Source organism: Neolewinella aurantiaca (assembly GCF_008014675.1).
Lineage (GTDB): Bacteria > Bacteroidota > Bacteroidia > Chitinophagales > Saprospiraceae > Neolewinella > Neolewinella aurantiaca.
This window is the reverse complement of record NZ_VOXD01000001.1, coordinates 230,845-257,569: the sequence shown is the minus strand read 5'-3', so window position 1 is coordinate 257,569 and position 26,725 is coordinate 230,845. Positions and strand designations below refer to the sequence as shown.

Below are 26,725 nucleotides of genomic sequence, written 5' to 3'. Positions count from 1 at the left end.
CAGCGGAGAGGGAACCAAACCTCGAAGAAGCCGCGAAGCGAAATGCTCAGTAGTATGGCTTCAGTCATGATAGCCAATTCCGGGAGGATTTTGTGGTAATCCCTGTTTCTGAAACCGAACTCAAATTACCACACCGAGGCAATCGATGACTCCATTTAACTGTCCGCTAATGCCCTTTATGGAATGCAGCGGTCAATTCGTCGAATTTCCGGAAGACTTATGTGTACAAAGGTGTAATCCCTGAACATAAAGAACACTGCTTTGTAGTCGCTGTAAGAACATTGTTATACGCGTTTACCTGCACTAAAAAAAACTACTCACTATGAAGAAAGATTTATTCTCCCTGCTCAGGGAGCATGTCTCGGTTAATCAGAAGCACCAGGAATCAATACAGAACCACTCCTGTATAAAAATCTATCCGAAAGGGAGTTTGCTGCTAAAGGCACCTGAAATAAGTAATTGCGTCTGGTACCTGGAAGAAGGCATACTCCGCTATTTTTCGATTAATGAAGAAGGAGAAGCTAAAACCGAGATGTTTCTGGAGCCCGGCGACTTCTTTACTGACCTAACCAGTTTCTGGGAGCAGATATCCACCGAAGGCTTCGTTGAAGCACTGACAAAAACGAAGGTCCGCATCTTTGAGCGTTGCCAATATGAATCCCTGAAGCGCGAGATACCATTCTGGAACGAGGTGGTCAATCGCATCTGCAAGCGACACATGCAGGATCAGTTGTTGCTCTCGCGCAGACTGATCCATCTGAACGGAACTCAGGGGTACCAACTGATGACCGAGAAATATTCAAATATCGTTAACAATGTCCCTGCGGTTCATTTAGCCTCCTTTATTGGCATTTCACCTCACTCACTCAGCAGAATCAAAAGAAAACAAAGCCTGGACCGGTAGGAGTTGACATATGGCAACTTTAAAAACAGGTCTCCTCCGTAGCTTTGCTAGCGGAATTATCGTACGTAAGTATATAAACTATTTAAGTGTTGTTCAAGTGTCTCTCGGATAGCCGATCTTTTGATTGGCTATCCACCTTGATTCCTCAGTTAGAGGCTACCGTACTCCATTGAATTTACCGCTGTAACCCGTCCGCTATTTTGCGATCATTGCTGAGCCGTGGCACCTTGTTCTGCCCGCCAAGCTTCCCCTGACTTTTCATGTAATCGCGGAACGCACCGCTTCTGGTTGGGGAGACTACCAGCGGTTTGAGGATGGCCCCTTTAATCAGGTCCTGGTAGTAAATGTTCTGTCGGGTCATCGCAGCATCCAGGTCGCGGGAAAAAGCTTCTGCGTTTACCGGCGGACGGTCGAATTCTACGAACCACTCGTGGTAAGGCAGCCCACCCTCCGGAGGTGAAACCTGCGGAGCAACCGTAAACTCAGTAACCCGAACATTGTGTTTAGCAGCGGCTTCGGCCATAGCCAGTTCCACTTCTTTGCCAATAACATGCTCGCCGAAGGCAGAGATGAAGTGCTTGATCCTTCCGGTGACCACCAAACGGTAAGGTTCCACACTTACAAAGCGAACGGTATCCCCGATGTTGTAACCCCAAAGCCCGGCGTTGGTATTCAGGATAATGGCGTAGTTAACGCCTGTTTCGACCTGCCCCAGGCTGAGTCGGGTAGGGTTTTCATCGAAGATTTCTCCGGCAGGGATGAACTCAAAGAAGATGCCTGAATCTGCATTCAGCAATAAACCCTCCTCGTGCTGGCTGTCCTGAAAGGCGATGAAGCCTTCACTGGCAGGGTAAGTCTCAACACTGGGGATGCGGCCGCCGACCAGCTCCTCCAGCGCATCCCGGTAGGGTTCGAAGTTTACGCCTCCGTAGACGAACATTTCCAGGTTGGGAAAGAGCTCAAGGATGGTAGACTTTCCCGAGCGCTGCAGCAGGCGCTCGTAGTACATCTGTACCCAAGGTGGAATACCGGAGATAAGGCGCATATCGGCGTTGATGGTTTCATCGACGATTCTCTCCAGTTTGGTCTCCCAGTCTTCGATGCAGTTCGTTTCGTAGCTGGGCAGCTGGTTGGTCCTCAGCCAGGCCGGAACCTGATGGTTTACAATTCCGGATAGCCGGCCCGTGAGGATGCCGTTCGTTTCGTCCATTTCCGGACTACCACTAAGGAAAATCATTTTGCCATCCAGCCATTTACTCTTTCCCGTTTCGGCGATGTAGTTGAACAGCGCATTGCGGGCCGTCCCGAAGTGATTCGGAATACTCTCACGGGTGAGCGGGATGTATTTTACGCCGCTGGTAGTCCCGCTCGTTTTGGCGAAATATTTGGGTCGGCCAACCCAGCTGACGTCTCTTTCGCCAGCTTTAATGCGGTCGGCGTAGGGCTTAAAGTACTCGTAATCGCCGATGGGGACGCGCGCTTTGAAATCGTCGTAATTTCTGATCGAGGCAAAATCGTGGTCTTTACCAAAAGCGGTGTCGCGGGCGGTTCTGACCAGGTCTCCCATGGTTTCCTGCTGCGCAAGTACTGCGCGCTCACTAACGTTGCGAACCTGACGACGGACGAAATGCGCGTAAGGCTTGAGTAAGTATGACTTCATTATGCTGGTTAACTTAAAATATAAGGTAATAACGCGGCAGCGCTCACCTTGTTCCTCTACCCGTGCACTGCACCTGCGTGCGCGCCTTTGCAGGGTTTCCCCTCCGGGCTCGCTGAAGCACAGTTCCTCCGGAACTAAACCGGAATTTTAACTTCATAACTGTTCCCCGAAGACACTGTGAGTGAACCGCTGATCAACCAGGGATTGTAAACTTTAAGCATCCGGTAGGAGGTCCCCTGCTGCTTTGCAAAATCCGCCAGGTCCGGAATACTTTTGGTGATGGTTATGGACTTGTAGCTATCGAGAGGTGGATAATGTTCTTCGGGAGAAATTTCGTAACCAAAAGCCAGCGGATCCTTGAGAATGGTTTTGAGGGCGACGATGCGAAACAGGTAGGCCATGGTCTCGCTGTTTATGTCGAGTTCAAAAACTGTTTCGGCCTGTTGTCTGCTTTTCCACTTATTCACGTTAGGCCCGCCCATATTGTAAGCAGCAGCTACCCACCGCCAGTCTTTGTACGTTTCATAATACCCCTTCAGGTACTTACAGGCTGCTCTTGTTGCTTTTTCGAGGTGGTAACGCTCATCGACTTCACCGTTGATCTCCAATCCGAATCCTTTCCCTGTGGGCGTCATGAACTGCCAGACGCCTTTGGCTCCGGCTACACTGGTTGCGTTGGAAAGGCCGCTCTCCGCTACAGCAAGATATTTGAGGTCGTCGGGTACGCCTTCTTCCGCCAAAATGCGCTCAATCGTCGGGAAATACCGCTGCTGCCGTTTAAGGAGCATGATGGTATTGCGGTGAAAATAAGCGTTGCGGAGTAGCTCCTGATCGAGTCGTTCCCGTACGTCGAAGTTGTCTACCGGAATCGTCTCGCCCGCAAACGTGAAAGGGCCGTCCAGGTCTACTCCTCTTACTCTTTGTGGCAACTGAAGGTTGTCGGCAGAGCTCATTTCCTGCGCAAATGAAGGCCCGCCCGTTGTGTCGGCACGCTCGGAACTCAGTAAAACCAGCCAGCCAGTTAGAAATACGATGCCTATGCCCAGGCCAGTAAGTAAATGTTTCATAAGGATCTAACTTTAGGGGCGCGAAGTTACCTGCATTTTTTCGGTAGATTATTTAAAGAACGGAATTTAATCTGGGGTTTTTACCTATGTTTGTCGAACTTGCATCTCTTCTGTCACGCTCTGATACTATTAAAGAAGATGCCCGATTGTCAATGAAGCCCACTAAATCTAACGAAAGACAGGATATCGTTCTCCGTTTGCTACAGCAGCGAAACGAAGAGGGTATGCGTCAGCTCTTTCAATTTTATTCCGGAGCTTTGATGACGATCATTCAATCCGTGCTACCGCAAAAGGAGGTCGCGGAAGAGGTATTACACGATGTCCTCCTGAAGGTTTGGAACAATATAGACCGCTATGATGCCTCTAAAAGCAGGTTTTTTACCTGGATGGCAAGGATCGCACGTAATGCCGCCATCGACAAACTTCGCTCTAAAAACTATCGTAAGTCCAACAAAACCGATGAGATAGATGACATCGTAGGTAGACGCAAGGAAATGAGCCAAACGCCCTCCGTCGAGCACATCGGTGTGAGTTCTTTGCTAAAAAATCTGGATGAGGATCACCGTCCCATTATCAACCTGCTTTACCTACAGGACTACACCCAGTCTGAAGCAGCCAAGGAATTGAACGTCCCGTTGGGTACGATCAAGACCAGGGCGCGCCGTGCCATTTCTCAACTTCGCACTCTCCTGCAAAATGAAATGGTGTGGCTTACGTTGTTATCTCTTTTATCTAACCTATCTTTTTAAGTTTTGAATATTCAGCAATACATAACCTCCGGCATACTGGAACTATACGTTCTGGACCGCCTTGAACCTGCAGAGATGCGGGAGGTGGAGGCTATGGCTGCCCGGTTCCCGGAGGTTAAAGCCGAAATCGACCAGATTGAACTCTCGCTGGAAGGATTTGCCATGACCGATGCTCCGGAGGTTAACCCCGACATCCTGGATCGCCTTCTGGCCGAAACCCGCCTGTCTCCGGAATCCGAAAAACTTACGGATGAAGTTCCGAAGGTCCCCGCCGAGAAGGCCAGCCGCGGACTCATCGGCAGCATCCTCCCCTGGATCGTGGCGATCGTCGGTATCCTTGGCCTCGTTTATTTCTTCCTGCAAGCCGGAAACCAGGAAGAAAAACTGAATGTACTACAAGCCAGGTACGACAAGCTGGAAAAAGACTGCAACGAAAGTCAACAAACCCTCCGGTCTACCCAGCAGTTCCTCAACGATCTGACCAACCCGTCTACGCAGGAAATCATTCTTGCCGGCTCAGAGAATACTCCCGAAAAGAGTGCCATCGTTTTCTACAATCCGGCTACTGAAAAAACCCTTTTCAAGGCTACCAATCTGCCGCCACCGCCCACCGGCAAGCAGTACCAATTGTGGGCCATAGATGGCGACGGGCCAAAAGACCTGGGGGTTTTAGCGACCAACCTGGCCGGAGACGTAATTCTTGAAGTAAGTTATCTTACCGGGGTACAGGCATTTGCCATTACCCTCGAGGATGAAGGCGGTAAGCCCGCCCCCGATCTTAGCCAGCTGCAGGTTATCGGCAACGTAGGTTAACGAAGCCGAAAGCAGTAGTTACGTCAAGCAGACCACCCACAATCAAATTTCTTCTTTTCGCTCCAGAATATCCCAGGTGTGATCCCCGAGTAGTTTTACGGTAGCAATATACTCGTAAGGGATGCGTGGCCCCCACTCAGCCGGGCTGACCATACTGAGCAAGTGTTTTTTCTTTTTGTTCCGGTATAAAAAGTAAGTCCGCCCGATGATGGGATCGATGCCCATTTCGGCCTCGTAGATGCGCTCACTGATCGTCATCCGGTTCTGAATTTCATTGGCCTGGCGGGCAAGCAACTCGATCTGAGCCTTTATCTGGTCGAGCTGCATATCGGTTTGCTCGTACATCGAAGACATTGCCAGACCTTTCATCTTACCGGCATCCATGGGCTTGATGGTTGCTCCGCCACGTTCGTGCGCATAGGGAAGCAAACCGGGGTTTTCGGCAATCTTATCCGCATCGATCGGGTTAATGAAGTCATCAGCCGGAGTCGTTTTACGCTGGTTATCTGTATCCTTAGGTTGGTCTTTTTGCGCCATATTGCTGAGTAACGGCTATGCGCTGAAATTGTTGGGAATAAGACGCGGCAGACAATAAGTTACGAGGCGCGGCCGCAGGTGCATTAACCCGGTTAAAGCAGTAGTTCCTTCGGTATTCACGAAGGTGGTAAAACCTAAATCCACTTCTTACCCCGCGAAGCCTTTAGCTCTCCGCGTTTCTTTTTCCAGTCCAGACGTTTTCGTTTGTTGGCAACAAAAGCCTTCCCTTTATGTGGTTTGGGAATGGGCCGCGCTCCTCTTTCGAGCATTTCCTTCAGCCTCAGCAACGCACGCTTGCGGTTAGTGTGCTGACTGCGCCCCGACTGATCCACGATTGAAATACGACCGTTAGCGTCGAGCTGCTTCGCCAGGTGGTACCGGAGGTTTTTCAGTTCCCGCTCCGAGAAGGCCTCGCTGGCCAGGAGATCGAGGACCAGCTCTACCCTGCTTTCCGTTTTATTTACGTGCTGCCCTCCGGCACCACTACTGCGGGAAGTGCGGAGTTCAATTTCTTCACGGATTTTAGGCCAATTCATACGTTGTTACGGTTATTCTCTCTGCTCTTAAAAAGCAGCACACTCCCTAATGGTTTAGCTCGGTGAATAAGTTTCGGGCAAAACCGGATGAGCACCCTGCCCCTCCGCAACCGCCATTGCACCTGCGGTCGCGCCCCTGTCACCTGCAGCCTTCACAGCAGGAGCACAACGCGACAGGTGGATTGAGTCCCTGGCCCCCTGTCCTCACACCATTGGACGGATAACCCCACGGCCCCAACAAATTTTCGACCGGACACAGTCCGATAAGATTGCAGCGACTATCTTCGCCCCGCAAAACTGATATCGCCGGTGGCTAACAAGTATTTTGATCTTATTGATCAAACCTTCTATTTCCCCCAGAACGGATTCGATCTGGAGAACGGGTACCTTACCTTCAATAATATCCCCTTGATCCACCTGATCAAGAAATACGGGTCACCGCTGAAGCTTACCTATCTTCCCAGTATTGGCCGCAAGATCAAAGAAGCGAGAAACCTTTTTCGCAGGGCTATGCGCAGCCAGGGCTACTCCGGCAAGTACCACTACTGTTACTGTACCAAAAGCAGCCATTTCGCCCACGTTGTAGAGGAAGCACTGGACCATGGCGTTCAGCTGGAGATCAGCTCGGCGTACGACGTAGATTTGATCAGGCGGCTTCTTGAACGTGGGAAAATCACCAAAGACATCACCATTGTCTGCAATGGTTTCAAGCCCCTCAATTACCTGCAGGCCATCACCGGCCTGATTAACGATGGCTTTGAAAACCTCATTACCGTAGTCGACAACGCCCACGAACTCGACTACTACTCTAAGCACGTAAACGAAAAAGCCAAGATCGGAATCAGGGTAGCAACCGAGGAAGAACCGAATTTCGAGTTCTACACCAGCAGACTTGGGCTTCGGGGCGCGGATGTTATTCCGCTTTTCAACGAAAAAATTAAGGACAACCCTAAGCTGGAACTCCATATGCTTCACTTCTTCGTCGATACGGGCATCAAAGACAGCCTTTATTACTGGGGCGAACTGAAAAAGGCCGTCAGACTCTACGGCGCTCTGAAACAGGAGAGTGAACAACTGCACGCGCTCAACATCGGTGGTGGTATGCCCATCCGGAACAGCCTCGGTTTTGAGTTCGACTACAAGTATATGGTTCGGGAGATCGTTTCCAACATCCTTGAAGCCTGCGAAGAAATCGAAGTACCCGAACCTGACATTTACACCGAGTTCGGCAAGTATACCGTAGGTGAGTCTGGTGCGACCATCTTCTCCGTCCTGGAGCAGAAGCAACAGAACGACTCGGAGATGTGGTACATGATCGACAACTCCCTGATGACTACCCTACCCGATGCCTGGGGCATCGGTGAGCGTTTCATTTTACTGCCCATCAACAAATGGGACAACAACTACCACCGTGTCAACATCGGAGGACTAAGCTGCGACAACTCGGATTACTACAACTCTGAAATTCACGAAAGCCAGGTTTACCTGCCCGTAAACAAAGAAACCGACGAAGAGAAGCTCTACCTCGGCTTCTTCCATACCGGTGCTTACCAGGACAATATATCCGGCTACGGAGGCATCAAGCACTGTATGATCCCCAGTCCTCAGCACATCATCATCGACCTCGACGAAGAAGGAAACCTTGTAGACCGGGTTCTGCACCCCAAGCAGACCGCTGAGAGCATGCTGCAGATATTGGGCTACTAAAACCAGGGCGTGTAGTGCGATGCTAAAACAGACTGGCAGTTGCAACATAAAACGCGTAGCGTTTTTATCAACTCCCTCCTGTTACAACCCCTGCTTGCAAAACCCTGCCTGATACTATTCCTGTTGTAATTCCGATCCGCCGGATCTGAGAATTTTATATCCCTGTGCGGCAGCGCAGAGGGTGTCTCCGGCCTCAGAGCGGGCAAGTTGGGGAACAACTGATTCAGATTTACTGACTTTGGCACTGTAAAGCCGTAACCGACAATAAAAATGGCGTGCAGCGTCATCACGGCCAATTCGAACCTTTCTAAGGTAAAAGTCCCCATATTTGCAATTCACTGCTTTGAGTAAGGTAACAATGCAGAAAAATATCAGGACGGATTGGCCCGGAACTTGGCAGTTGGTCAAAACGAACGCATATTTGCGCAAGCCATCTGACTCCCGTTGGCATCCGGACTTGTTTCGGAGTGCCCAATCCTCATAAACAACGACTACCCGTAAAGCATTAAACAAAAACCAAAATGGCCCAATTAAGTGACGCCGAAATCAACGAAGCCGCTACCGCTATTCGCCGGGGAATGGAAGTCTACATCCACCGCGAACACGGACGGATGCTGATTGCCGATGACCCGGAGCGTAACGTTCGTGCCGATCCGGAAGTTTTCGAAGCTATAATGCAGGATATTTCCACCGATCCCGACGCTTATATTCACATCGAGAGAATGCCCACTCCAGACGCTATTCAGGTGATGAAAGACTTCACCGATCGCGTACGTAATCAGGAACTGTGGCAAGCCCTCACCTACGCCCTCAAACGTCCGCGTCCATTCCAGACCTTTAAGGGAGAGCTCAATAAGTTTCCTAAGAACTATGAGAAGTGGCGGGAATACCGGCAGGTACGCTACCGCGAGTATGTAAGTAAAGCCCTGGCTGCCGAATAGCTGCCAGTATTTCGCAGCGGGCCGGTGCTGCCCCGATCAATGTGACCGGCAGGGTTGCACCACTCCCTGGTCACTTAATCCCTGGAAGGCAAGGGACAAGGCTGCAACAGACATTGGTACCGCAGCTGGCGGAATACAGCATTACAGACCCCCAAGATGGTAAGCTACCTCAAGTATGGAGAAATAGACACCATACGCTGGAATAAAGCGGTGGCGGATGATCCGACCTATCTTCCGTATGGTTTTTCGTGGTGGCTCGATGCTGTTTGTCCGGGCAGATGGGACGGTTTGGTTTTTGATGACTACCGGGCCGTAATGGCCCTTCCCCGCGAGCCTTTTTCTTTGCGCCGCCCGTTCAGTAGCCAGGCGCGACCGCAGGTGCAAAGACCGCCGTTCACGCAACAATGCGGCCCCTTCGGGAACCTGCTCCCCGGAGATGTGCCCGATGTTTTTGGCAACTTACCCTCCGGATTGAATTCATTCGTCCTGCCACTTACCGAAAACGTGGTTGCGGCCGATGTTCCCCCTCCGTACACTACGAGCCTCAGGACTAACTTCGTACTCGATCTCAGCCCCGACTTCGACACCATCCGGACGGGCTACCACAAAAGCCTGCGCCGCAAAATCAGGAAGCACAGCCCGGCGGTTTTACTGCCAGCCGACGCGGAACTTGTGGTTGCCTGTTATCAGGACAAGATAGGCCCTAAAGCCGGGCTTAAAGCGAAACACTTCACCTGCGCCCGCGCCCTTATCCACGCCGCCATGAACCACAATGCCGGCCACTGCTACCAACTGCAAAGCGAAACGGGCGAACTGCTGGCTACGGGCTTCTTTCCAAACCACAACGGCCGCATCATTAACCTGATGCCAGTCTCCACCGCTCTCGGTTACGAACGCGAGGGAATGGCGCTCCTTATCGACGAAATCATAAAACGTCACCGTGGCCCGGGCAACTATCTCGATTTTGAGGGGTCTGACATTCCCGGAGTCGCCCGGTTCTTTAGCTACTTCGGTCCGGAAAGACGGCCATACCTTACCGTTCAATGAAACCTACTCTAGTAAAACTGCTCTCACGCAACGACCTCAACCTCCAACGGTGGGACCGGGCAGTTCGCAGCGCTCCCTACGGGCTCAGTTGGTGGCTGGATGCAGTTACCAACCAACGTTGGTCTGGCTTGGTACTCGATGATTACCGGGCCGTGATGCCCCTGCCGCACCGCAACAGCATCGGCCCTTTCAAACTAATCAACGGAGCGCCCTTTACCCAGCACCAGGGGGTCTTCGGGGATTTACAAGCCGGGGATCTCGATCTTCTACTCAATGCAATCCCGAAGTATTACCATGTGCGTAAGCTGGCTATCTATCCACCCTGGCCAGCAACCAGAGTACTTAAGAACTGGGTTTCTACTCCCCGGACAAATCATGAACTGGATCTAAATCCTCCTTACCCGATTATTGCCCGCGGTTACCGCAGAGACCTCCGCCGAAAACTAAGAGACTCCCCCGTTACAACGCTGGCGGAATGGCCCATTGCCGAATTCCTTTCCTTCTTTCAGGAACATACCGGAACCAAAGCCAACTTAAGCAGGACCGACTATAGCGCATTGAAACAACTTACCAGACATATTATCACCCAAAAAACCGGACAATGCTATCACCTAACCGATGATGAGGGAAAAACTATAGCAGCGCTGGTGCTGGTACATCACGGCAACCGGATCTTTAACCTATTGGCGGCCAGCAGCCATGCTGGATTTGGCCTGCACGGCATGCCCCGCCTCCTGGACGGCATCATCCGGGCTTATGCTGGTACTGACACCATCCTCGATTTCGAAGGATCAGACCTGCCGGGGGTAGCCTTGTTTTTTCAGGGATTTGGGGCTAAGCCCATCGAATATCTCCGTATCAGCCGTAGCTGAACGGCGGTCAACCTTTACTCCACCTTGAGTACCCCGCGCATTTGCTGATAGTGGCCCGGCACGGTACATACGAACTCATAAATACCCGGTTTGTCCGGAGCTTCGAAGAAAATCACTTCCTCGGTTTCCGGTTCTACCAGGCTGGTGTGAACCAGGACCTCGGGCATGTCGGGGATGTGGCCCTTAGCAATGCCTTTAAGGCCCATACCTCCTGCTTTCTGACCGACCTTATCTCCTTTTTTACCGCTGGTCAGTACGAAATTGTGCTGCATATCGTCGGGATTACGGAAAGTGAAGCGCACTTTACTTCCGGCTTTCACCGTCAGGTAGTTTTGCTTGTACTTCATCCCGTGCTCTGTTTCGAGCAAGATGTCTACGTCGAACTCTCCGTTCCAGGCAGCGGGCATTTCCACGGGGCGCTTCGGCGATGCCTTAAGGTCTTTTTTTGCACCTTCGGCAGCCATTGCACCTGCGCCCGCGCCGCCGGGAATTGCATTGAGCGTGTAATAGCCAAAGTCGTGTAGCAGGTTTGTGCCATCGGCAGACCGAAGGCCTTTCACTTTAACCTCGTAAATGTATCCTGGCCGGTACCCTCCGAGGACCAGACGTACCGTCTTACCGTCGGGCAGCAACGTGGCTGAAGTAACTTCGTTTTCTTCCAGATCAATGACCGGGCTACCGTAACTCTTGTGGTATTTATAGGTAAAATTCTGCAGGCTGAAAGCACCGGGTTTTACGCCTACGGGATTTACGCGCTTCGTGAAGGTCACATCCAGACCTTCCTTCGTAGCCCTGATCGCATGCATCTCGAACGGTACTTTGCCCGTCCACTTCAGCCCTTCGAGGGCAAATTCCTTCCCGCCGGTCGCGGCCCATCCCCGGGCGGTTTGCCCGGCCCAAAGTGTGTTGTTTGCGTCGAAGTCAAGGCGCAACAGTCCTGAGCTATATCCTTCCCGAAAGGGGAATACTGCTCCCTGGTACTCGCCCTCGACCTTCTCCAGCGCCACGCGCATGATCTTACTCTGGCCCTGATCGCTAACAAAAAGCTGACCGGCAAACGGCCCGAATCCACCTTCCGTTCTGTCGGCGATGATCGCTGCGGTCGAGATACCCAGAATACCGTGCGGAAACCAGACTGCGGGCTGTTTCAGGCCCGGTACTTTCTGATGTGCGGCGTACATGGTTCCATAGTCATCGTGAATATCTTCGGGTCTGACGGTTACCTTCGAGTCAGGTTGGTCGGCCCAGTTCAGGCTGGCCTTATGCCCGGCAAAATCACCTTCCACGAGGTGGGTAATGCGCCCGGATCCGATCCAGTCTCCCTGATTTTCGGCTACGAAAACATCGCCTTCGGGGTTGGTCCCGAAGCCGGCCGGAGAACGGAGGCCAGCTGCGTAGGGCTTTAGTTTTTTAGCTGCCGGGTCGTAGCGCATCATCCAGCCACGCCACGGAACCCTGCTTACACCACCGCCTTCCCAGCCCACATTCAGGGTAGCCAGCATGGAGCCATCGGACAGAAAGAGCGGGCCATAGTGGTATTCGTGGTAATTGCCGGTTAGGGGAAGCTCGTAGACGGTTTCGAATACGTCGGCCCGATCATCGCCATTAGTATCCGTGAGTTTAGTAACCTCTCCCCGCTGAGAAACATAGATAGCGCCGTCGTTGACGGTAAGCCCCAGGGGTTCGTGCAGTCCGCGGGTAAAAAGTTGCCACGTAGTTTGGTCTTCCAGATCAGCGGCCAGCCAGACCTCGCCACGGCGGGTACAAATAGCCAGGCGGCCGTCGGGCATAAAATCCATCCCACCTACCTCCAGTTTGATACTTTCGGGTATCGATATTTTGCTGATCGTGTAGTAATCAGCTTCTTTTTGGGCGGCGAGGACGCAGGTGCAAAAAATGGTAAAAATCAGGGTAAGCGAACGCATTGTTATTTTCATTTTGGTTGGTGATCGACTAAAGAACCGGGATTAAGGATTACCATTCGATCAGGTAAGTGAGGTGCCCTTTGGCTGGCAGTTCGGCCAGCAGCCGGTCTTTACCCTCGGCGTGTTGCAGTACCAGGCGTGTACCATCGTAGCTCTCGATTTTCAGCTTCAGGCCGGGGCCGAGCATGGTGTATTCACCCGGGGCGACCTCGGTAATTTCGCGTCCGGCAGCAATCTGGGTGTATATCGTAGTGCTCCCTCCCGCGCTGTGGGTTAATTCCCGAAGCAGGCCCTTGTCCGTAGGAGTAAGTTTATCGGTCATAGAATGCCCGCCTTTCATTGTGTATTCGAATGTGGGCCGGCCGGCCGCATCCAGGGTATGCCGGGCGTGCCGGAAGTCAGCGTCATCAGCGATCGCATCCGGCCAGGAATCGCCGTCACGGGAGATAGCGGCCCACTGTGGTGTGCCGTCGAGCGAAATTGCCGGACCAAGAGGTCGCATCACCTGGGGTTCTCCCCGGCTCACCCACATATCATGGGTATCGGCAAAGTCTCCGCGCCACATTTGTAGTAATGCCCCGTTCTGCAGGTCAATGGAGTAATGCGGTCCGTCGGCTTCGCCGACTGAGATCACGTGGGTCCGCTTCGTAGCGGCTTCGTACACTTTCGGAGCCGGAAAGAACAGAAAACTCCGCAGGAGATAAGGATACTCATCCGTTTCCAGTTTCTGAGGATTGGGCGTACCGGGAGTTGCGATGACCTTCTCGCCCCCCATGGTATTGAGAAACTTCTCCCCTTTTTCTCCCGGGGCTTTATACTTTACGTTAACGAAGCCCCAGCCTCCGGGCTGGACGTATTCGAAGCGGAAGTCGTGTACGCCCTCCGTAAGTTCAATCATGCCCTCTGCTCTGCGTGCTCCTTTTTTGGGGCCAAAATCATTGATGATTTCCTTACCGTCAATGAAAACACTCAAATAGGAAGGAGTGAAGGTGGAGATCATGTATTCCCCCGCCTTCGGAATTTGCAGCTTACCGGTAAAACGAATTGCATACCCATTGCCTCTTTCGCGGATGGCTGGCAGGTCGAACCGGTTGATGTAGCCCGTTTTCAGAACGGGAGTCTCTTTCCAGTCGGTCAGCCTGTCGGGGCTGTCTGAGAGTTCAAAGTATTCGTAGCGCAGCAGAGGTATGTTCAGATTTACCCCATTTGCGTCGATTTTTGAGCTTACGCCTCCTTCATCCGATTTGCGAACATCTTTGATCTCCAATTCTCCGTTTTCGACGGTGAGCGTCAGCGGGCCTTGCGGAGCATCATCTGCGGAAAACTCCTGCTGGTAGTATACGAGGGTTCCGTTCAGGTAGACCGCAGGCAGGATGGCGGGAGAGCCTTCTTCAGGAGCAATAAAAACGATCTCGGCGTCCTGCCAGATACCAGGCGTCGCGGAAGGCACGATGCGGGGCTCTCCGCCCTTGACGGACAGATCAGGAAGTCCGATCGCGTATTTGTTTTGCAACAGCAAGGTTGCACTGGTTCCTTCTTTGATCCGGTAAGAGAACTTCAGGTTGAGGTCTTCGTGCGCTGGCAACAGTTCGGTGGAGCCTGGCGTCAATGCTCCTTCGGGAGAAGCGACCGGCGTGAGTACGTCGTCATCCCCTGACCAGTCAACATCCGCAACGTGTAGTTCCAGAGGGTCGCTGGCGCAAGCAGTAAATAATAACAACAAGAGAGGAAGAAATCTGTGCATGATCTGTTTGATAAGTTCGGATTCCAAGTAACAACATAATCTCCCGGACTCCTAATGATTACTGCCTTTGAACACCTGTTTTACCCATTCGTGGCAAGGATGAAAGTGATTGATATAGTAGCAGCCGGGGCACAGCAAAAACCTCCGTAAAATGGCTTTTTGGCTGCAATCGATTGCCGTCGAATACCATTTTTCCGAGGATGATTTGTACCATCATTCGAATACCCGGCAGGCCCTCAGGCCCTGTCTGTGTATTCCGCTGTACTCTTTGCTGCCTAAAAGGGTGAAAAGAATAAAAACAAGAAAAATATTTCAAAAAAACAGAAACGAGACGAAATTTGACAGTTAACTGACAACCAGCAAACTAAGCCGTATTTATACGTATAAAAACGTTTACATACGCATATAAACGTAAGTATACGTATAAATGACGACTAGCACTTCTACTCCGCCCCACCTTTGCATCGTCACCGAATGAAAGGGATATCACTTACAGATACCTGCTTATGGTTGTGGCGCTCTTACCCAACCGGGCCGCGTTTTCAACAACTATACCAACGCGGTTCATAAACATACTTTCTTATGGCTTCTATGCAAGTTCGTAACTCCCTTACCCTTATTGGCAACCTTGGCTCCGCTCCTGAAGTGCGTACCACCGAAGCTGGCCTCACCGTCACGACCTTCTCCCTGGCAACCAACGAGACCTACCGCGATAAAAACGGAGACCGTCAAACCAGAACCGACTGGCACAAAGTGGTTGCCTTCGGCAAACTTGCCGATGTATTCGGCAAATACCTCGACCAGGGCAGCCAGGTCTGCATCGCCGGTTCCCTGCGCTACAACAAGTGGATCGATAAGCACGATCAGGTCCGCAATACCGCTGAAGTTCACGCCCACAGCTTCACCTTCCTGAGTGGAGGTAAGCAACAGGAAGCTGAAGCCGAGTTGGAGGAGCAGCCACAGAAAGCTGCCAAGCCAGCTCCGGCCCGCCGCAAAAAAAAGACCGAAAAGGTTCCGTTTTAAGCCTGGTCCGGTTGTAGACACCCGGAGACAAAACCCTTAACAGCAGATTACAATTTCATCCAATTTCAAACGTGTTTTGCGATACGTACGGGGCGTAGCTTGCTGGCTACGCCCCTTTTGTATTTACATCCCCGGAACCACCATGACTGCATTCTGCATCATCCGGCTCGGTCCCCGCCAGAACATCCGGTAGTGGGGGTTGTCGATAAAGTAAACGATGCGGCCCCGGCCGTAAGGACGGACACCCGCCCATGTTTTGCCCGCTAAAGAATCCAGGTTAGGCCGGGAGGCATAACCGGCAGCCAGAAGTTCGTTCCCTTCCGGCACGTAGCGACCAACACTCTGAAGGCTGGCATCCGGAACCAGCGCCGTATTGCCAAACTTGAGTGTGTACACATCAGACTTCACCCCGAAGGCCAACGGGTGACTTACATCGACTGTAGCGTTCAGCGCCGATCCCGGAATCCGTTTCTTACCAAAGTAATCCGTTCTTTCGTTGTAGTTGAGAGCAGCGGCTCCTTCTTTGTCCTCGTCTTCAGGTCTGCTGAGTTCCTGCGGTTTCAGAAAGCCGGATTCTTTGGTGAAGAACTCCGCACTGGAACCTACGGCGACGATGGTGCCTCCGCCCGAGAGCCAGTCTTTCAGTTTCCGCTGCTCATCTTGCCCGAATACATCATCGAGGTTTCGTGCTTCAGGGAGGATGAGGACATCGTAGTCGTTCAGGTCGGCGAGGCCGTAGCGCGAGCCGAATTTCGGTATCGCCGTCTGCATCAGCGTCGACGCACGAATCCTGTCTACGGGCAGTTCTGTTTCCCAGTCGAAGAGGAAATATATCTGACCGCTGGTGTACACATTGAAGGGAGGCTCAACGAGAAGTGCGACTTTAGGCTGTTTTACCGGAAAGTTCCGGGTGCTGGCCAGGTCCATTCCTTCCTTCATCCTTCCGGTGGCGAGGCGGTGAATGTCTACGTCGAAGGCTTGTGCAAGCTGACGCATGTCAGCATCGATGTTGGTTTTATCCGGATTACGCCCCGCCAGAACAATTAAGCTTCCCGCCGGGAAGGCGGTGCCGTCGTCGGCGGTGAAAGGCTCGTGCGCAGCGCGCACGCGGTAATCCATCTTCCAGATTTTCGCGAGCGCCTTAGGCGCTGTCCGTTGGTTCCAGCGGATCACATAGGCGTAGGCCCGGTCGGAAGCATCACCGATGGTGATAACCTTCCCGATTTTATCTTCCCAAACCACCGGTTCGGTATCTACGCTAATGGGAGAAGCAACGCTGTAGGCCTCCAGGTTGTACGCCAGGGGAGCAGACCAGGTCGACATGTCGTACATAACGCTGTCTTCGATCTGGAGGTCGCGGCTGAGAATTGAATTGACGAAGAGGTGGCGTGGTTGCTCCGTTCCGATGATCAGGCTACCGGCGGGGAAAGAGCGGTTGCTCTGTTTTCCGTCCCTGAAGTTTATCGCAGAAGACGATACAGTCTCCTTCGTCCGGAGTACTTCGACGCCGTTGAGCAGCAACATTTTCAGTACATCTTCAAAGAATTCCGAGCCGTCGTTTTCGATCACGTAGGCGTTCACATCGGATTTGGAATTGAGGGGATCCCAGGCTTCCAGGCTGTAGTCAATCAGTTCGCGGCGGTTGCGCGCGGCGGCTTTCACCTGAGCGATGCTAGTGGTGTAATGATCGTAGACGCGCTGGCGGAACGTCAGTACGTAACCGTCTTCGGTTTCGACGGCACGGTGTCCGCCAATCCCGCCCTGTTCGGTCAGCATCCCGATGGCCCCCATTACGGAAGGATAGCTGGACCCGTAGCTGGGATAGTAGAAATCGAAACGGTCGCGGGTAAAGTAGCTGAGGCCTTTCTTGTTGAATTCGGTGATGTTGGCACGGCCAAAGGTATCGGCCCAAACTTCGTAGGCATCTGGCAGTAACAGATTGCGCGGTGTAGTGCCGGGCACGGTGAAGTAATTGGCGTCATAGCCTTGCTCGTGGTAGTCGGTGTGTACCTGTGGCATCCATTCCTGGTAGGCTGTAGTGTGCCCGCGGCTCTCGGGGTGGACACCCCATACCCAATCCCGGTTAAGATCGAACCAGTAGTGATTGGTTCGGCCATTCGGCCATGGAGCATAATGCTCCAGATCACGGGGTTCCTCGCCGCCGGTCTGGCGGGCAACAGAATTGGCCCAGTAAACGTAACGGTCGCGGCCATCGGGGTTGATGCAAACAAACAGAAGATTGACTGTTTTCCGGAGGGCATCCAGCATTACGGGGTCATTGGTAGTAGCAAGCTCCCAGGCGACTTGCATAGCAGCTTCGGTACTGCTCGCTTCGTTACCGTGAATGTTGTAACTGTAGCTATTGATGACCGGATGGCGATCCAGGTTTATCTCTTCTTTATCCTTGCCCTGCACCTGCGTGCGCGCCACCAAAGTCTTCTGATTTGCTTTGATTTCGTCAATCCTGGCCATGTTTTCCAGCGAGCTGATCGTCAGGAGCAATAATGGTCGTTGCTCGTAAGTTGCGCCGTACTTTTCGATGTTTATGCGGTCGCTCTTCTCCGCCAACATCCGGAAGTATTCAACTGAGCGGGCGTATTCCGTAAACCGTTGTCCCAGTTCGTAACCCAGAAATTCAGCCGGAGAAGGTAGGTCTGCTCTCGAACCGGTCGTTAACGGCAGCCGTTCGTACACGTCGGACTGCGCCGACAACACAGACAAAACAAGAAAAAGCTGGAGGAGTAATAATTTAAATTTCATTCAGTGGGTGTATTTGAGCGTAATGTAGGAAAGAGTAAGCGATTATGAGACGATACGGGCGTGGGCGCAGGTGCAATACGCGGCTGATACTGCGCGGTTACATCAGTTAAAGGCCAGTAGAATGATGCTTATTATCAGCAGCACCAAAACCAACCAAGCACCACCGAGGACAATCCCCGCAATGGCGTAGCCTTTGCCGGTTCGGTAACCGTATGATTTTTTGATCCGGCCCAGGCCGACAATTCCCAGCACAAGTGCACCGAGGGCAAATAACAGTGTGAACCCACCGAAGGCAACCCCTACAAACGCGAGAATACCAAGGATCATGCTCGTGAGTGCGAGACCGTCAACCACAGTACCGTCGGAGCCTTGCCTGCGCTGTTTACGGGCTTGTTTGCGGGCTTTCCCCCGAACGATGCCGAGTGCAACTCGTTCCCTGAATCTGAGCTTCCGCCCCAACTGATTTTCGACCGCCTCGCGGCTCAGGTCGTTGGCGACAACGGCCGGTTGAACCGGCCGGGCAAGTGCCCCTTCGAGCGAAGATGACGTAACGAAAAGGATACCGATCAAAAAAAGCAGATAGCGCATAAATGAAGGAATAGGTCGCGGGGGCCCTCCGCTGCCCTCCCCCACAGGGGTTGACCTCTGGTGAGTCGGCGACGGTAAATGTGTGTTCTCACTCCGTACTACTGGACATTTTTGATTTTCCACCTTACCCTACGCCCTCTCCGGCAAGCTTTGCCTGAGGCTCAGCGGAGAGGGAACCAAAAATTTACAGTAGTATGGTTTCAACCCCAAATCTAAGCAACAGCGGCTTATGCTGGCACCCGGTTATCCGTAAAGGAAGTCGATCGCAGAGGGTGTATTCTCAAACTAAAACTCCGTTTGGAGGCGTGCAGAAGGGTTCCGGCATTGATTTTCAGGTGGATTACGCCCGTTGTGCCCCCTGGCGATAGTACCTTTATTGGACGCTAATCATTGGAAAGCCTATGCGTCTTCTACCTTTTTTGCTCTTCCTTTTGCCGGTTGTCCTGGTTGGCCAGCCTTCTCTTTTTGATGTCCTCCATGCTGATAATGACACCGTCGTTTTCCGGATAGAGACAGACTGGAACGGTCTTGTCCGCAGAAAAATGGACAAAGCTTATCAACCCGCGACGGTTCATCTCACGCTTGGCGACTCAACGCTCACCTTTGAAGCCAAACTCCGCAGCCGGGGGAATATCCGCCTGGAGGTGTGCCAGAACCCCTCGCTTAAGTTGAAACTGCGAAAAGACGAATTACTCGCTGCGGGGTTCAGCGACCTGAACGAGTTCAAGTTCGTACTCCAGTGTACCAATAACAGTTTGGGCGAAAGCTACCTCACCCGGGAGAAACTGGTTTACGACCTCCACGCCGTTTATAGCAACTATACCCACCGGACACTCGCCGTCGGGCTGGACCTCGGAAAAGGCGACACAACCAAAGCATTTCTGGTAGAGCACGACGAGCAGATGGAGGCCCGCTTCAACGCGAAAGTCCTTGAGGTAAATAAGATGAGTACCAGAGGACTGCACCGCGAAGCTTACGTCAACATGTGTTTGTTCAATTACCTCATCCTGAACACCGACTGGCACGTGTTCAATCTCCACAACCTCAAGTTTGTCTGCCCGGAAGGGACGAACGACTTCATTCCTGTGCCCTACGACTTCGACTATTCGGGTTTCGTGGGGGCCCACTACGCTGTTCCGCGGGAAGAGTTAGGCATTTCAACGATCTACGTGCCGAAGTGGCTCGGTAAAAGAGTAACCGAAGATGAGATTTCCAGCGCTGCAGCGCACTTTCTGGCGCAGAGAGAGAAAACGGAAGCGCTCATCAATGAGCACCCCTGCCTCCATAAACGGGACCAGAAACGTCTGCTCAGACGGGTCAGCGATTTTTACAAATTACTCGAAAACGAAAAGCATCTGCTGAAACTTGTAGAGTAGTTTTGAGACAAAGCAGAGAGAGGACCAACTACGTATTAGGTACAACTGTCTACCAAATTATGGTGAGTTCAGCCCCGAAATGGCCTATCTTGGCGCGAGATTTTGTTCCCATATTCCCATAGACTACTACCGATGTATTTGCTCAGACTTTTGCTGACGCTTATTGCCGTCCAACCTTCCCATGCACCTGCGTTTGCGCCAAGTGAACCGCCCTCCGCTACGGAGGAAGTGATGAACTGCAGCACAGACCACGTCCATGATGCGCTCCGAAAAACCGCGCCGTCCTATGGCAAAAAAATGGACGCCCTGGAAGCAGAATGGGCCAAAAGTCAGCAAGAAGGCCGTACTAAATCTGCCGCGGCCCCACCCTACGTTCTCCCGATCGTCTTTCACATTGTGCACGAAAACGGCGCTGAAAACATCCCCGATTCCGACGTTCTCCGCAGCGTGGATTATCTGAACCAGGCGCTTGAAAACGTCAACTACTTCGATCCTGCAACGGGCATAAACACCGAAATCCAGGTCTGTCTGGCCCGTCGCACGCCAGACAATCAGCCTACGAACGGCATCAACCGCATTGAATCGTCGCTGACCAATCTCAATTCAGACGACGACCGTGACCTGAAAGACCTTAGCCGTTGGGCTCCCCGCGATTACATCAACGTCTGGGTGGTAAAAGAAATCTGCGGCCTGGGCCTCGGTTGCGGGGTTGCCGGCTACGCCTACTACCCCGGCGCGCACGGATCCAGCATCGACGGTATCGTAATGGAAGCCCGTTGGCTGGCCGACGATGAGGCCGACATGACCGTCCTGGTCCATGAACTCGGTCATTACCTCGGTGTGCGGCACACCTTCGACGGAGGCTGCGACAACGACGATTGCACCATCAGCGGCGACCGCGTTTGCGATACTCCGCCCGATCAGTCGACCGCGGCGGTGCCCTGCACCGGCTCGGCCAATAGCTGCGATACCGACACCGATTCCGGCCCCTTTGCCACCGACCAGAATGATATGCACATCAACTACATGGACTACGGTTACTTCCGTTGTTACTCCGCCTTCACGGCGGGGCAACGGGACCGGATGCATTTCTTTCTGGAAGGCACCCGACGCAGTTTGCTGGAGAGCAGAGGCTGCGAAGAGCCTTGTCCGGCGGTCGTTACGGCAGGCTTCACCGGAGGCGACGTGACCATCGTCGCGGGTGAAACCATCAACTTTACCAATACCTCCACCAACGGTGATCGTTACGAATGGCGCGTGGGCGGCAACCTGCTCGGCACCAACGAAGACTTCAGCCATCTCTTCGACACCGAAGGCTTTTTCCAGGTGCAGCTGCTCGTCATTCCTTCAGACACTGTACTCTGCGCGTCCGTTGAAATCACGCAGCAAGTACGGGTAGTTTGCGAAGTAGACGCCGGTTTCGATCCGCCTTCACCGGGCGCTCAGGTTGATTCTATGGTTGTTTTCACGAACACTTCTTCGGGCGGGGACGAAAGCGAATGGACGGTAGACGGCACAGTGGTAAGCACGGCTACTGACCTGAACTACGTCTTCACCGCTGCCGGTCGTTACCGGATATGCCTCACCGAAACAACCGGATTATGCGAAAATGAACGGTGTATTACCATCTTCGTCCGCGAGGCGGTTATGGACCCTGACCCACCAACAGACACTATTGGCTGCGACGGACGGTTTTCTTATAGTTACTCGCTGCCCGACAATCCATTTGATGGCAGCTTTAGTGCAACCGTAGTCAGCGGAGATACAGTTTTCGCATTGGCGACTCAGGAATGGCGCTCCTTTGCTCTCGCACTGGACGCCGACGGTTCCATCATTTGGCAAACTGAGTTCTACCCTTCTTCCTCCCGGGGGAATACGCAGCGGCTGATTTTAGATAGTGAAGGAATGCTGGCTGGCACCGCCCGGGGGTTCGGCGACGAGGGCGACCGCGGAATAGCCTTCCGGATTGATCCCTCAAGCGGCGCCGTAGCCTGGTCGAAAGAGTTTGTAGCCGGAGAAGGGATGGTGTTTCAGGACATCACCGACCACAGCAGCGGCAACGAATACCTTTTAATAGCTGTATCCTCAGGCGACCAGTCCGCCGGGAGAAGCATTCTGCTCCAGCTCGACCGAACGTCGGGCAACATCGCTAACCTGCCCCGACAAATAGGTAACGGTACGTTCCTCGCCCGGGAAATCCTCGTCGATGATACCGGTGTAACAACCAACTTTCTTATCTCTGGCGAGCAGATAGCCAACGCAACCGGAGGAATTGTATTGGCCCGAACGAACGACACGGGAGAAGTTCTGGCTTCCACAAGGGTTATGTCTGAAATCGCCGGCGGTACGTTCATACGCTTCGAAAACACCTTCACCATAAAAGACGGAGACTCACTGATTGTCGCGACTTATTTTGATTCAGATCCTACGCTCGGGGAATCAACCCTCAGGGTTTGCAAAACCGACCTGAACGGCAACCCCGCCTGGACAAAAGATTATCCCCTGCCCGACCCCGCCGGCGATTTACTCGGCATTTCACTCACCGAAGCAGGTTACCTTTTCCATTGCAGTTTAGGCCTTAATTCTGCGCTGTTACAAACTGACTTCAACGGCGATGTACTTTGGTCTAACCGGTACGACGGCCTACTCCAACTGTACACCAGCCCCGATGCGGTGGCCATCACCTCTGATCATATTCTTGTGCCCGGAGGGCAATCGGTCGATGCTCAAGTCCTGCCCACCGTCGTTCGCCTGAGTAAAGATGGCAGTGTAACGAGTTCCTGTACTCCTTACGTTCCGCTCGACATCTTTTTGGTTTCTGTCGCAAACTCTCCGGGAAACTTCCAGATGACGGATACCGGTTTTGAGGTACTAAACCTTAACTTCGGCACCGAGCCCTCCAACTTCACGCTTGTAGAAGAACTGGTTTGCCGTGAGGATTGTCCGGAAGAGGAAGACTGCCTCCGCCCCTACCTACGCACCTACGGTCCCCGTTCCATCGCCCCCAACCCTCCTCCTTACGAGGTAAACCACCATGTTCGGAACGGCGAGAACGTGATCATAGCCGGTCGGAACCAGAGTCAGCAGCCTTACGTTGCCGGCCTGGGATCAAACGGCGCAGTGCTATGGGCCAGAAGTATCTTTCTCAGCCAGTCAGGAACTGCCGGCCAGGCCGGCACGGTCAGTGATATGATCATTGACCATGAAGGAATGGTCTGCGGTGTCGGTACCGCAGGCGCATCGGCCAACGGCGGGTTAGGCACTTACGCCTTTCGCTTCAACCCTGACAACGGAGATATGCTATGGCTCAGGTACTATCGCAAGGAAGCCCGTTCCTTTGTTTTCAGTAACATTCATCACACCCCGGGAGATACTTTCCTGCGGGCAGCCGGCTACCGTGAGGACGATGCCCTAACTGCTATCAGTAATGGTATGACTGCCCGGATCGACCTCGCTTCGGGGGATATCGTTGGTGTTCCGCTCACCTACACTGATCCTGGCGAAACCAGTTTCCGGGCTTTCGACAAGCACCCCGGGAGCGACACCTATTTTGCTCTAGGCAGCATTCAGCAGTCGGCCGCAGGGACGCCCCAGTTGGCAAGGCTTAACGCCAACGGAACGGTCATCTTCAACAAACAGTACGATGAGTCGCAGATTGGCCAGGCCCGGGGGATGGTCGTAAAAGATACCAGCGTCACCATGTTATGCGAACGTAACGGAGGGGATGGATTTGTTCTGGTTCAAACGGACCCCGACGGAAACCTTCGTTGGCAGAAAAACTACGACAACGGATCAATTATTCAAGGTATAACTGACCTTCCAGGTGGTTTTATAGTTTGGCTTTACAGTTCAACGTCGCAACTCAACTCCTTCATCAGGCTCGACGAATCGGGTAATATAATTTGGGCTAACACTATTTTTCCAGGTATTGGATTTGAGGGAATTGAGGATGCCTTTCACTTAACATCTTCCACAACGTCCTTTACATTTTCGACCGTAGATGGATTCAGCTCGCTTGCAACCTCCTTTGGAATCGTCCGGGTGAATTTATCCCAGGATTTCATTTTTGGGTGTACTCCGTTCGTTGTCGAGCATCTCCCGGTAGACTTTACAGAAGCCCAGACCATTGTTGCCAACGTTCCCCTGGAGTTGGGAGAAACCTCTTTTTTCACCCAGAACCTCGACCTGGGAGAAGCAGACCTGGAAGCGAAAGAAACCTGCGAAGGCGATTGTATCGAAGAAGAGATTGTTGAAATCTGTAGCAATGACATCGACGACGACGGGGATGGCCTGATCGATTGCGACGACCCCGACCTGAGTGAAAACTGCTGCTGCCTTGACCCGCCAAATCCGGATTTCGGCTATGAAGACCGGTTCTGCGGCCCCTCGCTTGTCTGGGTTTACCTGCCCCTCAACTGGGATAGTCTGAAGGTGAGCAGTAACAGCCTTACGGGCGAACTCAACTTAGAACCGGGAGATAGTATTCCTTTCGTTTTGCCGGAGGCAGACACCTATTATTTTGAAGTAATCGACACCTGCGGAAGGTCCGGGTTCGACACCATCATCCTGAGGCCCTCTCCACCGCTCACGCTTGATCTCGGCCCCGATACCACCGTCTGCCAAAACGCAACCATCCCGCTGCACGCCCAGCCTGGTTTTGCCAGCTACGAATGGGTCGATGGCAGTACGGAAGAGAACTTCACCGCCTTCGGCGAGGGTGATTTTTGGGTAGTAGCTACCGACTCCTGCGGTAACCAGCAATCCGATACGGTTACGGTTACGGTAGACCCGGCAACGGCAATAGAGCTGGGGCTGGACACCCTCATTTGCCCGGGAGACACCCTGACCTTCAAGCTCGAAGGTTACACCAACATCCAGTGGAGCCAAAGCAGTTTCATCGACTGTTTCGACTGTGAAGAAGTACGTTTTGCGCCTACGATGGACACTCTCCTACTGGTGGCGGCACAGCAGGGTCCGGGATGCTTCAGCGCAGACAGTGTGCGGGTTCGCGTAAAGGCCATGGCAGGGCTGCGTGATACGGCCTACCTGTGCCCGGGCGACAGTCTTTCTTTTGCTGGCCAAACGATTACCAGCCCCGGACAGTACTACGACGCGACCGACGAAAGCCGATGCCCCGCCCTCGATACGCTCGACGTTTTGGGGCTGCGCGACACCCTCATAACGGAGGAGTTCACCATCTGTACGGGGGACTCCGTGCTGGTATTCGGCAGCTTCGAAACGGAGGCCAATACCTACACGCAAACGCTTATGCGCAGTAACGGCTGCGACAGCACCAATCAGATCACAATTGTGGTAAATCAGCCCGTAGTGACAACGGAGACCATCAGCATTTATGCGGGTGATTCAGCCTTGATCTTTGGCGTTTACGAACAGGTTGCTGACGTGTATTCCAGTGTGGACATTGGCAGTAACAATTGCGACAGCACGCATCAGGTCTTCCTGGAGGTAAACGATGTTTCGGCAACGGCCGCACAGATTAGACCAAGTTGTGATGGCGCGGGCGCAGGTGCAGCGGAAGTGTTCTTCGAGAGCAACGGCCAGCCGGTCACCATCCTCTGGAGCGACGGCTCCGCGTCGGCCCTGAACGAGGCCCTGGCTGCCGGAGCGTACACCGTTACCGTTACGACGGCGACCGGTTGCGCAGCAACCGCCGAAGTGACAATATCCAACGCCCCAACAACTCCCATTGCACCTGCGGCCGCGCCCGAATCCTGCCCCGGCGAAAACGACGGAACCATCACGATCCCCGATGCGCCGGCCGGCTTCACCTACCGCCTCAACGACGGGCCGGAGCAAACCGCCCCCTTCTTTGCGAACCTCGCTCCGGGGCCTTACCGCCTGACTGCAGAAGACTCATCAGGATGCCTTCAGGTATTCGACCTTTCCGTCAATTCTGCCAGTAATCTTCTGTTCATTTTACCCACCGACCTCACCGTCGACTTCGGTGATTCAGTAGTTTTGGCTCCTTCGGTACTTTCGCCCCCCGACGCAGCCATCAACTGGCTCACCAACGACGAATCAGGGTGCCCCGCCTGCCCGACCTTCACGGTGCGGCCGGAGCGGAACATGAGGGTAACGGCAGTCGCTATCGATTCCAACGGCTGCGAAGCCACCCAAACCGTACAGATAACGTTGAATAACGACGACCTTTTCTACGTCCCCAACGCCTTCAGCCCCAACGGGGATGGCGTTAACGATGTGTTCCGGATTTTCCCAGGCCCTGCGGTAGAAAGCATCCTGTCCTTCGCAGTTTACGACCGTTGGGGCGGAGAGGTTTTCCGGCGCGAAAACGTGGACCCCGAGGATGCCCTCGGGCACTGGGACGGGCGTTCTGCCACCGGTCAGGACCCTTCGATTGGCGTTTACGTCTACACCGTAGAGGTACGCCTTTTCGACGGGAAGGTAGTCACCAAAGCGGGGGAAATTCTGGTGATGCGTTAAGGCTGTGGACTTCG

Annotated in this window: 18 protein-coding genes; 10 read left to right on the top strand and 8 right to left on the bottom strand. The window is 53.1% G+C overall.

The features are described 5' to 3' along the window. Positions 1-322 precede the first annotated feature (322 nt). Complete coding sequence (locus tag FUA23_RS00995; RefSeq protein ID WP_147928834.1) at positions 323-904, top strand: Crp/Fnr family transcriptional regulator; 582 nt, start codon at positions 323-325, stop codon at positions 902-904. A gap of 175 nt (positions 905-1,079) precedes the next feature. On the opposite strand, the gene FUA23_RS00990 is transcribed toward FUA23_RS00995, so the two are convergent. Then, a complete protein-coding gene (locus tag FUA23_RS00990; RefSeq protein ID WP_147928833.1) occupies positions 1,080-2,564 on the bottom strand; it encodes a GH3 auxin-responsive promoter family protein in 1,485 nt (494 codons plus the stop codon). Between the two features lie 134 nt (positions 2,565-2,698). Next, positions 2,699-3,631, bottom strand: coding sequence for a lytic transglycosylase domain-containing protein (locus FUA23_RS00985; protein WP_147928832.1), 933 nt, complete (start codon positions 3,629-3,631; stop codon positions 2,699-2,701). A gap of 86 nt (positions 3,632-3,717) precedes the next feature. Here FUA23_RS00985 and FUA23_RS00980 point away from each other — a divergent pair, with 86 nt between their 5' ends. Continuing rightward, on the top strand, positions 3,718-4,380 hold the full coding sequence (locus FUA23_RS00980) for an RNA polymerase sigma factor (protein ID WP_147928831.1): 663 nt from the start codon (positions 3,718-3,720) through the stop codon (positions 4,378-4,380). A gap of 3 nt (positions 4,381-4,383) precedes the next feature. After that, positions 4,384-5,193 carry an anti-sigma factor gene (locus FUA23_RS00975; protein WP_147928830.1) on the top strand — a complete coding sequence of 270 codons (810 nt, stop codon included), beginning with the start codon at positions 4,384-4,386 and terminating at the stop codon, positions 5,191-5,193. Positions 5,194-5,235: 42 nt separating this feature from the next. On the opposite strand, the gene FUA23_RS00970 is transcribed toward FUA23_RS00975, so the two are convergent. Both FUA23_RS00970 and arfB read right to left on the bottom strand, forming a co-directional pair. Beyond that, on the bottom strand, positions 5,236-5,730 hold the full coding sequence (locus tag FUA23_RS00970) for a DUF2452 domain-containing protein (protein ID WP_147928829.1): 495 nt from the start codon (positions 5,728-5,730) through the stop codon (positions 5,236-5,238). Positions 5,731-5,864: 134 nt separating this feature from the next. Further along, positions 5,865-6,266 carry an alternative ribosome rescue aminoacyl-tRNA hydrolase ArfB gene (arfB, locus tag FUA23_RS00965; protein ID WP_147928828.1) on the bottom strand — a complete coding sequence of 134 codons (402 nt, stop codon included), beginning with the start codon at positions 6,264-6,266 and terminating at the stop codon, positions 5,865-5,867. 309 nt (positions 6,267-6,575) lie between these two features. Between arfB and FUA23_RS00960 the strand changes: the two genes are divergently transcribed. The 4 genes from FUA23_RS00960 to FUA23_RS00945 all read left to right on the top strand — a co-directional run bounded on the left by FUA23_RS00960 (position 6,576) and on the right by FUA23_RS00945 (position 10,833). Next, positions 6,576-7,973, top strand: coding sequence for a type III PLP-dependent enzyme domain-containing protein (locus FUA23_RS00960; protein WP_147928827.1), 1,398 nt, complete (start codon positions 6,576-6,578; stop codon positions 7,971-7,973). Between the two features lie 521 nt (positions 7,974-8,494). Beyond that, entirely contained in the window at positions 8,495-8,914 is a 420-nt protein-coding gene (locus FUA23_RS00955) for a UPF0158 family protein (RefSeq protein ID WP_147928826.1), read from the top strand. A 156-nt stretch (positions 8,915-9,070) separates the two neighbouring features. Next, positions 9,071-9,961: a hypothetical protein gene (locus FUA23_RS00950; RefSeq protein WP_147928825.1), complete on the top strand. Its 891-nt coding sequence runs from the start codon at positions 9,071-9,073 to the stop codon at positions 9,959-9,961. Continuing rightward, a complete protein-coding gene (locus FUA23_RS00945; RefSeq protein ID WP_147928824.1) occupies positions 9,958-10,833 on the top strand; it encodes a hypothetical protein in 876 nt (291 codons plus the stop codon). Before FUA23_RS00950 ends, FUA23_RS00945 begins: the two co-directional genes overlap by 4 nt. Positions 10,834-10,847: 14 nt before the next feature. On the opposite strand, the gene FUA23_RS00940 is transcribed toward FUA23_RS00945, so the two are convergent. Both FUA23_RS00940 and FUA23_RS00935 read right to left on the bottom strand, forming a co-directional pair. Next, on the bottom strand, positions 10,848-12,758 hold the full coding sequence (locus tag FUA23_RS00940) for a plastocyanin/azurin family copper-binding protein (protein ID WP_147928823.1): 1,911 nt from the start codon (positions 12,756-12,758) through the stop codon (positions 10,848-10,850). 49 nt (positions 12,759-12,807) lie between these two features. Continuing rightward, the gene (locus FUA23_RS00935) at positions 12,808-14,502 is read right to left on the bottom strand and encodes a PA14 domain-containing protein (RefSeq protein ID WP_147928822.1); all 1,695 of its coding nucleotides are present in this window, start codon (positions 14,500-14,502) and stop codon (positions 12,808-12,810) included. Between the two features lie 582 nt (positions 14,503-15,084). Here FUA23_RS00935 and FUA23_RS00930 point away from each other — a divergent pair. Further along, positions 15,085-15,525 (top strand): single-stranded DNA-binding protein, encoded by a 441-nt coding sequence (locus FUA23_RS00930; protein WP_246143960.1) that lies wholly within the window; start codon positions 15,085-15,087, stop codon positions 15,523-15,525. Between the two features lie 123 nt (positions 15,526-15,648). Here FUA23_RS00930 and FUA23_RS00925 read toward each other — a convergent pair whose 3' ends face one another. Continuing rightward, complete coding sequence (locus FUA23_RS00925) at positions 15,649-18,285, bottom strand: M14 family zinc carboxypeptidase (RefSeq protein ID WP_147928821.1); 2,637 nt, start codon at positions 18,283-18,285, stop codon at positions 15,649-15,651. 102 nt (positions 18,286-18,387) lie between these two features. Then, positions 18,388-18,873, bottom strand: a complete 486-nt coding sequence (locus FUA23_RS00920; RefSeq protein ID WP_147928820.1) for a DUF4190 domain-containing protein — start codon at positions 18,871-18,873, stop codon at positions 18,388-18,390. 401 nt (positions 18,874-19,274) lie between these two features. Between FUA23_RS00920 and FUA23_RS00915 the strand changes: the two genes are divergently transcribed. Next, positions 19,275-20,249 carry a CotH family protein gene (locus FUA23_RS00915; protein WP_147928819.1) on the top strand — a complete coding sequence of 325 codons (975 nt, stop codon included), beginning with the start codon at positions 19,275-19,277 and terminating at the stop codon, positions 20,247-20,249. Between the two features lie 132 nt (positions 20,250-20,381). Beyond that, positions 20,382-26,711: a M43 family zinc metalloprotease gene (locus tag FUA23_RS00910; protein ID WP_147928818.1), complete on the top strand. Its 6,330-nt coding sequence runs from the start codon at positions 20,382-20,384 to the stop codon at positions 26,709-26,711. Positions 26,712-26,725 lie beyond the last annotated feature (14 nt).

Coding starts and splice junctions, on each gene's coding strand:
- FUA23_RS00970 (WP_147928829.1), bottom strand. CDS start 5,730: ATGGCGCAAAAAGACCAACCTAAGGATACAGATAACCAGCGTAAAACG.
- FUA23_RS00915 (WP_147928819.1), top strand. CDS start 19,275: ATGCGTCTTCTACCTTTTTTGCTCTTCCTTTTGCCGGTTGTCCTGGTT.
- arfB (WP_147928828.1), bottom strand. CDS start 6,266: ATGAATTGGCCTAAAATCCGTGAAGAAATTGAACTCCGCACTTCCCGC.
- FUA23_RS00940 (WP_147928823.1), bottom strand. CDS start 12,758: ATGCGTTCGCTTACCCTGATTTTTACCATTTTTTGCACCTGCGTCCTC.
- FUA23_RS00935 (WP_147928822.1), bottom strand. CDS start 14,502: ATGCACAGATTTCTTCCTCTCTTGTTGTTATTATTTACTGCTTGCGCC.
- FUA23_RS00985 (WP_147928832.1), bottom strand. CDS start 3,631: ATGAAACATTTACTTACTGGCCTGGGCATAGGCATCGTATTTCTAACT.
- FUA23_RS00930 (WP_246143960.1), top strand. CDS start 15,085: ATGGCTTCTATGCAAGTTCGTAACTCCCTTACCCTTATTGGCAACCTT.
- FUA23_RS00950 (WP_147928825.1), top strand. CDS start 9,071: ATGGTAAGCTACCTCAAGTATGGAGAAATAGACACCATACGCTGGAAT.
- FUA23_RS00980 (WP_147928831.1), top strand. CDS start 3,718: ATGTTTGTCGAACTTGCATCTCTTCTGTCACGCTCTGATACTATTAAA.
- FUA23_RS00955 (WP_147928826.1), top strand. CDS start 8,495: ATGGCCCAATTAAGTGACGCCGAAATCAACGAAGCCGCTACCGCTATT.
- FUA23_RS00910 (WP_147928818.1), top strand. CDS start 20,382: ATGTATTTGCTCAGACTTTTGCTGACGCTTATTGCCGTCCAACCTTCC.
- FUA23_RS00925 (WP_147928821.1), bottom strand. CDS start 18,285: ATGAAATTTAAATTATTACTCCTCCAGCTTTTTCTTGTTTTGTCTGTG.
- FUA23_RS00995 (WP_147928834.1), top strand. CDS start 323: ATGAAGAAAGATTTATTCTCCCTGCTCAGGGAGCATGTCTCGGTTAAT.
- FUA23_RS00945 (WP_147928824.1), top strand. CDS start 9,958: ATGAAACCTACTCTAGTAAAACTGCTCTCACGCAACGACCTCAACCTC.
- FUA23_RS00990 (WP_147928833.1), bottom strand. CDS start 2,564: ATGAAGTCATACTTACTCAAGCCTTACGCGCATTTCGTCCGTCGTCAG.
- FUA23_RS00920 (WP_147928820.1), bottom strand. CDS start 18,873: ATGCGCTATCTGCTTTTTTTGATCGGTATCCTTTTCGTTACGTCATCT.